Genomic DNA, 12528 nt, shown 5'->3' with positions numbered 1-12528 from the left:
GTTCCGCAAACGTATCGGCGACGCGCCTCCGCGTCCGCAGACAAGGCCCAGCAGTGGACAGCGATCGGCGCGCCCCCGCCTGTGGAGGGACCGCCGAGTAGCCTCGCGCGCATGGCAGACATCGTGCAGCAGATCGCAGACAAGGTGCGCCCCGTGGGCGTCTCCACGAACTACGGGGAGCCGGTCGAGGTCGGCGACCAGACCCTGATCCCGGTCTCCCTCGGCTGGTACGGCTTCGGTGCCGGCGGCGACGGCGAGAACGGCGGCGGCGGCGGCGGTGGCGCGTCCATCCCCGTCGGTGCCTACGTGCGCCGCCCGGGCCAGGACCTGCAGTTCGAGCCGAACCTCATCTCGCTCCTCGCCGTCAGCATCCCCACCATCTGGGTGACCGGCAAGGCCCTCGCGAGGGTGGTCCGCGCACTGAAGAAGTGACCGACGGTCGGACGGGAGGCGCGGTGCCGGCTGGTACCGCGCCTCCCGTCCGTCACCTGGGCACGTCACGCGGTCGTGGCCGCGTCTAGACTGCTGGGACACACACGGGAGTCCGGGACCGCCGGGCTGAGAGGGAGCGAGTGGCGCTCCGACCGTCGAACCTGATCCGGGTCATGCCGGCGCAGGGAGGAGTCAGCAATGATGTCTGCGACCACGCAGTCCGCAGTCCCGTCCACCACCCCGCGGCGCTCGCTGCGTTGGCGTGTCGTGGACATCGTCGTCGCGAGCGTGCTCGCCGTCGCGATCGGCGTCGTCTTCAAGCTCTGGGAGTTCGGCTACGAGCCCCTGAGCACCGTCGCGGGTCTCGTCCTGCCCGGCACCCAGTCGCTGTTCGGCGGCGTCTGGCTGCTCGCCGGACCGGTCGTCGCGATCGTGGTCCGGAAGCCGGGCGCCGCGCTCTACGCCGAGATGGTCGCCGCCTCGGTCGAGGCCCTGCTCGGCACCCAGTGGGGCTGGCTGACGCTCGAGGCCGGCTTCGTGCAGGGGCTCGGCGCCGAGCTCGTCCTCGCGCTGTTCCTCTACCGGTCGTACAAGCTGCCCGTGGTCGTGCTCGCCGGTGCCGCCGCCGGGCTCGCGCTCGGCATCAACGACACCGTGCTCTGGTACCCGGGCCTCGACGCGGCGTTCAAGGCGGTCTACGTCGTGTGCGCGGTGATCTCGGGTGCCGTGATCGCCGGTGTCGGGTCGTGGCTGCTCGTCCGGGCGCTCGCCGCGACCGGCGTGCTGTCCTCGTTCGCGGCCGGTCGCGAGCACGCCGCCGGTGAGCGGACCAGGCGCGGACCCCGTTCCGCCGCGTGACCGTGTCGTCGTCGGCCGCGTCCTCGTCGTCGGCTGCGGCACGCGTCGCCTTCGCTGACTGGGGCTGGCGGTACGCCGGGCGTGACGCCTGGGCGGTCCGTGGGCTCGACCTCGTCGTCGAGCCGGGGGAGCGGGTCGCCGTCGTGGGCCCGTCCGGTGCGGGCAAGTCGACGGTGCTCCGGGCCGTGGCGGCCGTCCTCGCCGACGAGCCGGACCCCGACGACGACACCGCCGCTGCCGTGCAGGGCTCGGTCCTGGTCGACGGCGCCGACCCCCGCGCGGTCCGCGGGCGTGTCGGCCTCGTCATGCAGGACCCCGAGGCCCACACGGTCATGTCGCGGATCGGCGACGACGTGGCCTTCGGGTGCGAGAACACCGGGGTGCCGCGCGAGGAGACCTGGGACCGCGTCCGGCACGCGCTCCGGGTGGTCGGCCTCGACCTGCCGCTCGACCGCTCCACCGGCCGGCTCTCCGGCGGCCAGCGGCAGCGCCTGGCGCTCGCGGGGGTGCTCGCGATGCGGCCGGGCGTGCTCGTGCTCGACGAGCCCTGCGCGAACCTCGACCCGGACGGGGTGCGACAGGTGCACGACGCCGTCCGCGCGCTGCTCGACGACACCGGGGCGACCCTGCTCGTCGTGGAGCACCGGATCGGCACCTGGCTCGACCTGGTCGACCGGCTCGTGCTGCTCGCACCCGGCGGCGGGGTCGTCGCCGACGGCCTGCCGGCGGCGGTGCTCGCGGAGCACGGCGACGCGCTGACGGCGGCGGGTGTGTGGGTGCCCGGTGCGGAGCCGTCGCGGGGGTCCTCCCGAACCGGCGCGCGCACGTCCCGCCCGCTCGTGGACGACCCGTCGGCGGATCGAGCGGGTGGAACCGTTCCCGACCCGTCGGCCCCTGCGCGCACGTTCCGCCCACTCGCGGGCGAGCGGGGCGGGCTCGGCGGCGACCCGGTGCTCCTCGAGGCGCGCGGGCTCGCGACCGCCCGCGGGGGCGTGCTCGGACGAGCGGGTGGTCCCCCGGTGGGCAGCGGCATCGACCTCGACGTCCGTGCGGGTCGGGTGCTCGCCGTGACCGGGCCGAACGGCGTCGGCAAGTCGACGCTCGGCCTGACCCTCGCCGGGCTCCTCCGACCTGCCGGCGGTGTCCTCCGCGCGACGCCGCACCTGACGGGGGACGCTGGCCCGTCGGGGGACGCCGGCCCGACGGGGGACGCCGGCGACCGGCCCGTGCGCTGGACGAGCCGGCAGCTCGCGCGGCGGATCGGCACGGTGTTCCAGGACCCCGCGCACCAGTTCGTGGCGCGATCCGTCCGCGAGGAGCTCGCCGTCGGCCCGCGCACCCTCGACCTCGACGACGTGGACGCCCGCGTGGAGGAGCTGCTCGACGCCTTCGCGCTCCGGCACCTCGCCGACGTCAACCCCTTCACCCTGTCCGGCGGGGAGCAGCGACGGCTCGCGATCGGTACGGTCGTCGCCGCGCGTCCGCCGGTCGTCGTGCTCGACGAGCCGACGTCGGGACAGGACCGGGCGACCTGGCAGGCGGTGGTCGACCGGCTCGGAGCGCTGGCGGACGCCGGGACCGCGGTGGTCGTGGTCACGCACGACCGCGACCTGGTCCGGGCGCTCGACGCCGACGAGGTCGTGCTCGCAGCGGACGGCGTCCGTGCCGTGCCGCCCGGCTCACCGGACACGCCGCCGGACGTGCGGTCCGGACCGGCCACGGAGGTGGCACGGTGACCGCCCCGGGGACCGCTGCCGGCGCGTCCGGACGAGCCGCGCCTCCCGTCCGCACGGAACGCGGCGTCCGCGGGGTGCAACCGGTCGCCTCGATGCTCGGCGTGCTCGCGCTCGGCCTGTGCCTCGTGCTGAGCCTCGACGTGGTGTCGGCCGCCGTCGCGCTCGTGCTCGAACTGCTGCTCCTGCCGCTGCTGCGCATCCCGGTCCGGACCCTGCTGCTGCGGACGTCCCCGGTGCTCGTCGCCGTGCCGCTGACCGCGCTGAGCATCGCGCTGTACGGACGGCCGTCGGGTCGGGAGTGGTTCGACCTCGGGTTCGCGCACGTGACCGACGGGTCGCTGGTGCTCGCCCTCGCGACCGCCCTGCGCGTGCTCGCGGTCGGGCTGCCAGCGGTCGCCCTGTTCGTCCGGGTCGACCCGACGGACCTGGCGGACGGGCTCGCGCAGCTGCTGCGGCTGCCCGCGCGGTTCGTGCTCGGTGCGCTCGCCGCGGTCCGGATGACGACGCTCCTCGGCGAGGACTGGCGCCAGCTGGCGATGGCGCGACGGGCGCGGGGGACCGCGGACCACGGCCGGCTGCGGCGGGGGGCCTCGATGGCGTTCGCCCTGCTCGTGCTCGCGCTGCGGCGGGCGACGACGCTCGCGGTCGCGATGGAGTCACGGGGGTTCGGCGCGCCCGGACGTCGCACGTGGGCCCGGCAGGCGCGGTTCGCCGGACCGGAGTGGGCCATGGTCGCCGTGCTCGTCGGCATCGGCGTCGTGTCCGTCGGTGTCGCGGTCGCGGCGGGGACCTGGCGTGCCTGACGTCGACCGGGCGCTGGTCGAGGGGCTGGCCGCCGCCTCGGGTGCGGCGACCGCGTCCGGACGCCGGCTCGTCGTGCTCGTCGACGGACGGTCGGGCACGGGCAAGACCACGCTCGGCACGGCGGTGGCCGCGGAGCTCGGCGCGGTCGTCGTGCACCTCGACGACCTCTACCCGGGGTGGGACGGCCTCCGCGCTGCCGCCGACGCCGTGGTCACCGACGTGCTCGGGGCGCCCTCGGGGTACCGGCGGTGGGACTGGAGCGCGTCGGAGCCAGCGGACTGGGTGCCCGTGGACCCGTCCGTGCCGCTCGTGGTCGAGGGCTGCGGGGCGCTCTCGCGGGCCTCAGCTCCGCTGGCGTCGCTGCGCGTGTGGCTCGAGGCGGACGACGTGGTCCGGCGGGACCGGGCGATCGGCCGCGACGGCGAGCTGTTCGCGCGGGAGTGGGAGCGGTGGGCGGCGCACGAGCGGGCGTTCATCGCCGCCGAGGACCCGGCCGCGCTCGCGGACGTGGTGGTCCGGACGTAGCTGCGGCGCGGCGGCGCGGCGGCGCGCGAGCCTCGGCTCGGCGGACATCCCTCGTGGTCACGAGCCCGAGGAACGTCCGTCAGCGCGAGTCTCGGGCGACGCCCACCCGCTGCGCCCCCCGCTCGGCCCGCCGCGCGGCCGCCACCGGGTCCACCGCGGCGACGGCGGCCACGATCGAGAGCACCGCGTACACCCCGACGTAGGCGCAGAGGATCCACGGCGAGCCCCCGCCCGCCTCGACGAACACGGCCGCGAGCAACGGCGTCAGCCCGACCGAGAAGATCGACCCGATCTGGTACCCGAGGCTCATCCCCGAGTAGCGACGACCGGTCGGGAACTGCTCGGCGAACCACGCGGCCTGCGGACCGTAGATGCTGTCGTGGAAGACGCACATCCCGACCAGCGCGACGAGCGGCAGCAGCACGAGGGGCCCGGCGTCGAGGAACGCGAAGAACGGCCAGACGAGCACACCGATCCCGACCGCCGACGAGATCGCCAGCACCCGCCGCCCGACCCGGTCGGACAGCCAGCCCCAGAACGGCGTCGACACGAGCGACACCGCCGAGACGACGAGCACGGCCTGCAGCCCCGCCGCCGACCCCTCCTCGCCGCGCTTCGCCAGCAGGTACGTGAGCGAGTAGGTCGTCAGGATCGAGTAGAGCGCCGGTTGCGCCAGCCGCAGCCCCGCGGTGACGAGGATCGCCCGCGGGTGCCGTCGGATCGCCTGCCACACCGGGTACCGCTCGACCTGCCCCGATGCGCGCAGCTCCTGGAACACCGGTGCGTCCTGCACCCCGAGCCGGATGACGAGGCCGACCGCCACGATCACGGCCGAGAACAGGAACGGCAGCCGCCAGCCCCAGGCCAGGAACGCCTCGTTGCCGAGCAGCGTCCGCACGAGCGTGAAGACCCCGGTCGCCAGGAGCATCCCACCGGCCGAACCCATCTGCGTGAACGCCCCGAACAGCCCGCGGTGCCGCTCCGGAGCGTGCTCGACCGACAGCAGCGCCGACCCGCCCCACTCCGCGCCGGCCGCGATGCCCTGCAGCAGTCGCAGCACCACGAGCGCGACGACCGCGCCGAGGCCGATCGTCGCCGCGGACGGGATCACCCCGATGAGCGTCGACGCGATGCCCATCAGCACCAGCGACGCGACGAGCAGCTTCTTGCGGCCGATCCGGTCGCCGAGGTGCCCCGCGACGATGCCACCGAGCGGCCGCGCGACGAAGCCGACACCGTACGTCGCGAACGACGCGATCACACCGACCGCGGGCGTGACGGAGGGGAAGAACGTCGGCGCGAACACGAGCGCGGAAGCCGTCGCGTAGAGGTAGAAGTCGTAGTACTCGACGGTGGTCCCGACGAACGACGCGAGTGCGACACGACGCCGTGTCGCGTTGGTGGACGGTGCGGTGGGACGGACGGGAGGCGCGGCTGCGGTCGTCTGGGTCGGCATGCCTCAGGAGCATGGTCGCCGCCCGGCCGCGTCGGAAGACCGCCCGTAACGCGAGGTCACGTCACTGTCTCCGACCGGCCGCTCCCGGACACCATGGGACGCATGAGCGATGCACCGACCCGTCCGCTGCGCTTCGCGGCCTTCGTCATGAACACGACGTCGCACATCCAGCACGGCCTGTGGCGGCATCCGGACGCCCGTCAGGCCGACTTCGACGACGTCACGCTGTGGACCGACCTCGCGAGGACGCTCGAGCGCGGGAAGTTCGACGCGATGTTCTTCGCGGACGTCGTCGGCACGTACGGCCCCGCCCGCGGCGACTACGCGACGAACCTCCGCGAGGGCCTGCAGATCCCCTCGAACGACCCGTCGGTGCTGCTCTCCGCGCTCGCCGTGTCCACGGAGCACCTCGGGCTCGCGTTCACGTCGAGCGTCATCCAGGCGCACCCGTTCGACTTCGCCCGCAAGGTCTCGACGCTCGACCACATCACCCGCGGCCGCATCGGCTGGAACGTCGTCACGAGCGCCCTCGACAGCGCGGCCCGGAACTTCGGTGCCGACCGGCTCGAGGAGCACGACGAGCGCTACGCCTGGGCCGAGGAGTACCTCGAGGTCTGCGCGAAGCTGTGGGAGGGGTCGTGGGAGGACGGCGCCGTGCTGAAGGACCCGGTGCGCGGCTACGCCGACCCCGAGAAGGTGCACCGCATCGACCACCACGGGAAGCGGTACGACGTGCAGGGGCCGCACCTGTCCGCGCCCTCGCCCCAGCGGACGCCCGTCCTGTTCCAGGCGGGGTCGTCGCCGGCCGGGCGGGCCTTCGCCGCGCGGAACGCCGAGGCGCAGTTCATCCTCACCTCGAACCGCGACGCCACCGAACAGCTGATCCGCGAGACCCGCGACCTCGCCGTCGCGGCCGGCAGACGCCGCGACGACCTCGCGTTCTTCCTCGGCCTGACCTTCGTCACCGGGTCCACCGAGGCCGAGGCGAAGGCGAAGGAGGCGGAGATCGACGAGTACCTCGCGGCAGACGGCTTCCTCGTGCACTCGAACCTCGGCTTCGACCCGGACACCGGCGAACCGCTCGACCCGGCGACGCCGCTGTCCGAGGTCCGCACGCAGGCCGGGCAGTCGCACCTGCAGTGGCTCCGCGAGGCCGCCGGCGACCGTGAGCCGACCATCGCCGACCTCGCCCGGCTGTCCGCGAAGCTCCGCGCCCGGGTGGTCGGGACGCCCGAGCAGATCGCCGACGAGCTCGCTGCATGGCAACGGGTCGGGGTCGACGGGGTGAACGTCATCAACTGGACGCTGCCCGGGTCGTACGAGGAGTTCGTCGACGACATCGCGCCGACCCTGCAGGAGCGGGGGCTCATGCAGTCCGAGTACCGGGAGGGCACCCTCCGCGAGAAGCTCTTCGGGCACCCGCAGCTGACCGACTCGCACCCGGCCCGGCGCTGGCGGGGCGTGTTCTCCGGCGGTGCGGGCGGCACCGGTGCGGACGAGGCGCGCGACGCCGTGGAGGTGACCGCATGACGGACGCGACGACGACCGCCGGGGGCGGGCCGCGCCTCTCCCCACCGACACGGCCGGATCGCCGCTGGCGCGTCGATCCGGGACCGGCGGCGGGGGCCCAGGCCGATCGCCTGACGTCCCTGCGGGAGCGGTTCGCGCCGATCGTCGAGCGGATCCGGGCGGGTGCCGTCGACCGCGAACTCGCGTCGGGCACACCGGGCGAGCGCGAGCTGCCGCACACCGAGGTGCGGGCGCTGGCTGAGGCGGGCTTCGGGCGGTTGCGCGTCCCCGAGGACCGCGGTGGGTTCGGTGTGACGCTCGTCGAGCTGGTGCACCTCGTGGCGGACCTCGCTGCGGCGGACTCGAACATCGCACACCTGTGGCGGGGGCACTTCGGGTACACCGAGCTCGTGCTCCTGCGACCGGATTCGCCCGCCCGTGACGAGTGGCTGCAGCGGATCGTCGACGGGGCGATCGTGGGGAACGCGACCTCGGAGCGGACCGGCACGACGCTCGCGGACATCTCGACGACCGTCGCCCCCGACGACTCGGGCACGTGGCGGCTCCACGGGCGGAAGTTCTACTCGACAGGCACCCTCTACGCCGACTGGATCTACCTGGCGGCGGACCGCGACGGCGAGCGCGTGACCTTCGCGGTGCCCACGGACGCGCCGGGCGTGACCGGCATCGACGACTGGGACGGGTTCGGGCAGCGGCTCACCGCCTCGGGGACGACGGTCTTCGACGGCGTCGCGGTCGACCCGACGGTGGTCTCGGCGTACCGGGACGCCCCGCTGTCGCACATCCAGGCCTTCTACCAGCTGTACCTGCTGGCGGTCCTCGCCGGGATCGGGCAGGCGGTCGTCGACGACGCCGTGGCGTTCGTCCGGCCGCGCACCCGCACGTACATCCACGCGAACGCGGCGACCCCGGGCGACGACCCGCAGGTGCTGGCGGTCCTCGGACGGCTGTCGGCGGGAGCCTTCACGGCGCGGTCGCTCGTCGCGGCGGCGGCGGGGCTGCTCGACGAGGTGGTGGCGACGAACGAGCCCGGGGTCGGCGTCGACCACGCGCTGCTCGACGCTGCCGAGAACGCCGTGTACCAGGCGCAGGTCGAGATCGGGCCGCGCGTGCTGCGGTCGGCGTCGGAGTTGTTCGAGGTCGGTGGGGCCTCGGCGGCGGACCGGACACGGGCGCTCGACCGGCACTGGCGGAACGCCCGGGTGGTGGCGTCGCACAACCCGGCCGTCTACAAGGAGCGGCTCGTGGGGGAGTACGTGCTGCACGGGCGGGGGCCGGTGGACGCGTGGGAGCGGTACCACGAGGTGGGGCCGACGCGGTTCTGAGCGCTCGTCGCGGCGCCGTGCTCTGTCCTGTCCGCCCTACGCCCAGCCGAGCTCGTGCAGGCGCTCGTCGTCGATGCCGTAGAAGTGCCCGATCTCGTGGACGAGGGTGGTGTGCACCTCGTCCCGCAGCTCGTCCAGGGTGTCGCACTCCGCGAGGTGCTGCTTGCGGAACACGACGATCCGGTCCGGCAGCTCGCCGAAGCCGTACTGCCCGCGTTCGGTCGCCGCGACCCCGTCGTAGATGCCGAACAGGTCGGAGCCGTCCTCGGGTTCGTCCTCGACGACGAACACGACGTTGTCGAGCCCGTTGACCATCTCGTCGGGCAGCCGGTCGAGCTCGTCGGTCACGAGCTGCTCGAACGCGTCGGCGGACATCTCCATCACGATCCGATCGTGGCACACCGAGATCGGAGGACGACGAAGGCCCCGTCCGAACGGACGGGGCCTTCACGTACTGGGGTGAATAACGGGTCTCGAACCCGCGACCTCCTAGACCACAACCAGGCGCTCTACCAACTGAGCTATATCCACCATGTTCGAACCGGCGGACCGGCGCGACCACTCAATAGTAGTACACGCCGGAGGTCCCGCCGAACAGGCGTGTCGTCACTCCGTCGCGGGCTGGGCGAGTCGCGGTTCCCACCGCTCGACGACCTCGGCGGCGACGGCGCGCACGTCCTCGGTGGTCGGCCCGGGCTCCGCGACGAAGCCGGCACGGCGGTAGTACTCGAGCTCGCGGATCGACTCGAGGATGTCCGCGAGGGCTCGGTGCCCGCCGTGCTTCTCCGGCGCGTTGAAGTACACGCGCGGGAACCAACGGCGGCACAGCTCCTTGATGCTCGACACGTCCACGCTGCGGTAGTGCAGGTGCCCGTCGACGCGCGGCATGTACTTCGCCAGGAACGCCCGGTCGGTGCCGATGGTGTTGCCCGCCAGGGGTGCGCTGCCCTCGGCAGGGACGTGCTGGAGGATGTACTCGAGCACCTGGTACTCGGCGTCGGCGAGGGAGACCCCGTCCGGGATCTCCTCGATGAGCCCCGAGGTCGTGTGCATGTTCGTCACGAACTCGTTCATGTTGTCGAGCGCCGACTGGTCGGGCTTGATGACGATGTCGAAGCCGGCGTGCACGGGGACCAGGTCGAAGTCGGTGATGACGACGGCCACCTCGACGAGTTGGTCGACCTCGACGTCGAGGCCGGTCATCTCGCAGTCGATCCAGACGAGGCGGTCGTTCGCAGTTGCCATGCCCTCGATCCTATTCCGCGCCGGTGACGCTCCCGGTGCCGGACTGCCGTGCTGTGGAGGGTGCGCCGCTGCCGGCGTGCACGCGGGTCCCGCGAGCGGGCGGAACCCGCTCGCCCGGGCCGGCCAGGCGGCGGGATCTGCCTGCTCGTGCAGCGGGCGTTCCCGGTGGGCGACCCGCGCCTCCCGTCCGACCGCCCGGAACCCGCGAGCGGGCGGAATGCTTCCGCCCGGACCCTCTCGGCAGCACGATCCGCCCGCTCGTGCAGCAGGCGGCCCGGTAGGTGACCCGTGCCTCCCGTCCGCCCGGGCGGAACCCGCGAGCGGGCGAGACTTGCTCTGGAAGAGCCGCCCGCAGACGGCTTCCGCCCGCTCGCAGGAGGGTGAGGGTCCGCGGCAGCGGCCGGCCGTCCACCCCGACCCCGCCCAGGACGCGAGCGGGCGGAAGCGGCGCGCGTCACGACCGAGAGTCGCCGTTCCCGCCCGCTCGCGTTCCGCTGGCGCACGCGGACCGGCCGCGCGCACCCGGTCCGGCCGAGCACACCCAGGTGGAGCGGCCACCGACGACCGGAACGGGCAGTCGCGGACCCTGTCGGGAGGCTCGCCCCACCCTCGTCGTCGTCCCGCCCCCGCCAGCCGGTCACCTCGACCTCGCGAGCGGGCGGAAGCAGTGTGCGTCACGACCGCGACCAGCAGCTTCCACCCGCTCGCGCCCCGACGGCTCGGGGCCGAGCCCCTCGCCCCGGGCGCGCGAGCACGCCGCCACGGGACGCACCCGAACGACGAACGGGCGGAACCGACCGCCGGACCTTCGGTCCGACCACCGGTTCCGCCCGTTCGTGGAAGGCCGCAGCTCACCCAGCAGCGTCTCCGCCCACGCCGCCCACACCGCCAGCCCACGTCGACCGCACGCGCGAGCGCGCGCCCGCGGGCGCCTCAGACCATCTCGCCCGCCGAGATCGCCTCGGCCTCGACCCGCTCGGGCTCCGCCCCGTCGTCCACACGTCGGAGCACCCGCGTCGTCACGACCACGACCACGAACGCCACGGCCACCGACACCCCGGCGAAGACGTACGCCGCCGAGGGGGAGTAGGCGTCCGCCAGCAGGGTCGCCACGGGCGGGGCGATCGCACCGCCGATGAACCGCACGGCCGAGTACGCGCTCGACGCCACGGAGCGGGGGAGGTCCGTCGCCTCCATGACGCACTCGGTGAGCACGGTGTTGAGGACACCGAGCACGAGCCCGCCGATGACCACGCAGACGATCAGTCCGACCTGCGACGTCACGACGACCGCGGCGGCGAACAGGTCGAGGGCGAGCAGCGGCAGGGCGATCTTCAGCACGGTCGTCCGGCGCATCCGGGCGGTCAGGGCCGGCGCGACCCACACCGAGGTGATCGCGAGTCCGACGCCCCAGCCGAAGAAGGTGAAGCCGATGCCGAGCGCCCCGAACCCGAGCGGGAACGGCGTGTAGGCGAGCAGCACGAAGAAGCCGATGTTGTAGAAGAGCGCGGTGACGGCGAGGGCCGCGAGCGCCGGCTGTCCGAGCGCCCGGAACGGCGCCGAGAGCTTCGTGGGCGTCGGCTTCTCGAGCCCGGACGACTTCAGGAGCACCACGACCGCGATGAACGCGATCGCCATGAGGGTGGTGACGCCGAAGAACGGGCCGCGCCAGCTCACCGAGCCGAGCAGGCCGCCGACGAGCGGGCCGACGGCGATGCCGAGGCCGAGGGCCGCCTCGTAGAGGATGATCGCCGACGCGGTGCCGCCCGAGGCCGCACCCACGATCGTCGCGAGCGCGGTGGAGATGAAGAGCGCGTTGCCGAGGCCCCAGCCGGCGCGGAAGCCGATGATGTTCCAGACGCTGCCGGAGGTCGCGGCGAGCACCGAGAAGACGACGATGAGCGCGAGTCCGATGAGCAGCGTGTTCTTCGCGCCGATGCGGCTCGACACCCAGCTGGTGAAGAACATGGCGACGCCCGTGACCGCGAGGTAGCTCGTGAAGAGCAGCTCGGTCTGCGCAGCGGTCGCGTGCAACGAGGACGCGATCGCGGGCAGGATCGGGTCGACGAGGCCGATGCCCATGAAGGCGACGACGCAGGCGAATGCGATCGCCCACACCGCGGACGACTGCTTGAGGATGCTGCCGGATGCAGCGGGTGCGTGGGCGTTCACGCGGGGATCTCCGTTCTGGTGGTGGTCGTGGCGGGCGTGCGTGCGGCGACGATGGCGGCTGCGCGGTGCAGCACGTCCCACTCGTCGTCGCCGAGGTCGGCGAAGACCGGCCCGACCGTCTCGGTGATGGTGGCGCGCCAGGTGCGGAGCCGGTCGCGCCCGGTGTCGGTGAGCTCGATGAGCTGGCCGCGGGAGTCGTCCGGGTCGACGCTGCGCGAGACCAGGCCGTCGACGAGCATGCCGGCGACGAGCTTGGTCATGGTGGGCTGCGCAACGCGCGAGGCGGCGGCGAGCTCGCCGAGGCGGAGCGGCTGCTCGGTCTCGAGGATCCCGAGGGTCCGCCACACGGCGGCCGAGGTCGGGTTGCCGGTGGCTCGTGCGGCGGCGCGGATCAGCCGGTTGACGGAGACGAGGAGCGTCTCCACCGTCTGTGCCCTTGTTGATT

12 protein-coding genes, 1 tRNA gene and 1 riboswitch are annotated in these 12528 nt (G+C 73.6%); of the genes, 7 read left to right on the top strand and 6 right to left on the bottom strand.

What is annotated here, in order from left to right; genetic code table 11:
- The first annotated feature begins 111 nt into the window (after positions 1-111).
- The 5 genes from QUG92_RS03550 (at position 112) to QUG92_RS03530 (ending at position 4355) form a co-directional block, all read left to right on the top strand.
- Positions 112-432, top strand: a complete 321-nt coding sequence (locus QUG92_RS03550; RefSeq protein ID WP_289457688.1) for a hypothetical protein — start codon at positions 112-114, stop codon at positions 430-432.
- 94 nt (positions 433-526) lie between these two features.
- Positions 527-638: riboswitch (TPP riboswitch) on the top strand.
- Positions 634-1290, top strand: coding sequence for an ECF transporter S component (locus QUG92_RS03545; RefSeq protein WP_182045817.1), 657 nt, complete (start codon positions 634-636; stop codon positions 1288-1290). Its footprint overlaps the riboswitch before it by 5 nt.
- A complete protein-coding gene (locus tag QUG92_RS03540; protein ID WP_289457687.1) occupies positions 1287-3026 on the top strand; it encodes an ABC transporter ATP-binding protein in 1740 nt (579 codons plus the stop codon). Before QUG92_RS03545 ends, QUG92_RS03540 begins: the two co-directional genes overlap by 4 nt.
- Complete coding sequence (locus tag QUG92_RS03535) at positions 3023-3829, top strand: energy-coupling factor transporter transmembrane component T family protein (RefSeq protein WP_069711571.1); 807 nt, start codon at positions 3023-3025, stop codon at positions 3827-3829. The genes QUG92_RS03540 and QUG92_RS03535 overlap by 4 nt, the downstream gene beginning before the upstream one ends.
- A complete protein-coding gene (locus QUG92_RS03530; protein ID WP_289457686.1) occupies positions 3822-4355 on the top strand; it encodes a nucleoside/nucleotide kinase family protein in 534 nt (177 codons plus the stop codon). The genes QUG92_RS03535 and QUG92_RS03530 overlap by 8 nt, the downstream gene beginning before the upstream one ends.
- A gap of 79 nt (positions 4356-4434) precedes the next feature.
- Here QUG92_RS03530 and QUG92_RS03525 read toward each other — a convergent pair whose 3' ends face one another.
- Entirely contained in the window at positions 4435-5811 is a 1377-nt protein-coding gene (locus QUG92_RS03525) for an MFS transporter (protein ID WP_289457685.1), read from the bottom strand.
- A 102-nt stretch (positions 5812-5913) separates the two neighbouring features.
- Between QUG92_RS03525 and QUG92_RS03520 the strand changes: the two genes are divergently transcribed.
- Complete coding sequence (locus tag QUG92_RS03520) at positions 5914-7341, top strand: LLM class flavin-dependent oxidoreductase (RefSeq protein ID WP_289457684.1); 1428 nt, start codon at positions 5914-5916, stop codon at positions 7339-7341.
- The gene (locus QUG92_RS03515; RefSeq protein WP_289457683.1) at positions 7338-8666 is read left to right on the top strand and encodes an acyl-CoA dehydrogenase family protein; all 1329 of its coding nucleotides are present in this window, start codon (positions 7338-7340) and stop codon (positions 8664-8666) included. The genes QUG92_RS03520 and QUG92_RS03515 overlap by 4 nt, the downstream gene beginning before the upstream one ends.
- 36 nt (positions 8667-8702) lie before the next feature.
- Here the strand turns inward: QUG92_RS03515 and QUG92_RS03510 are convergent, their stop codons facing one another.
- The 5 genes from QUG92_RS03510 to QUG92_RS03490 form a co-directional block, all read right to left on the bottom strand.
- Positions 8703-9047 (bottom strand): metallopeptidase family protein, encoded by a 345-nt coding sequence (locus QUG92_RS03510; RefSeq protein ID WP_289457904.1) that lies wholly within the window; start codon positions 9045-9047, stop codon positions 8703-8705.
- A 74-nt stretch (positions 9048-9121) separates the two neighbouring features.
- Positions 9122-9197, bottom strand: a tRNA-His gene (locus QUG92_RS03505).
- Between the two features lie 75 nt (positions 9198-9272).
- Positions 9273-9911 (bottom strand): oligoribonuclease, encoded by a 639-nt coding sequence (gene orn / locus QUG92_RS03500; RefSeq protein ID WP_182045702.1) that lies wholly within the window; start codon positions 9909-9911, stop codon positions 9273-9275.
- A 933-nt stretch (positions 9912-10844) separates the two neighbouring features.
- Positions 10845-12083: an MFS transporter gene (locus QUG92_RS03495; RefSeq protein WP_289457682.1), complete on the bottom strand. Its 1239-nt coding sequence runs from the start codon at positions 12081-12083 to the stop codon at positions 10845-10847.
- Complete coding sequence (locus tag QUG92_RS03490; RefSeq protein ID WP_289457681.1) at positions 12080-12508, bottom strand: MarR family winged helix-turn-helix transcriptional regulator; 429 nt, start codon at positions 12506-12508, stop codon at positions 12080-12082. The genes QUG92_RS03495 and QUG92_RS03490 overlap by 4 nt, the downstream gene beginning before the upstream one ends.
- Positions 12509-12528: the final 20 nt, after the last annotated feature.

The sequence above is a fragment of the Curtobacterium citri genome, assembly GCF_030362955.1.
In the GTDB taxonomy this organism is placed as follows: domain Bacteria; phylum Actinomycetota; class Actinomycetes; order Actinomycetales; family Microbacteriaceae; genus Curtobacterium; species Curtobacterium citri.
This window is presented reverse-complemented; position numbering and strand designations above follow the sequence as displayed.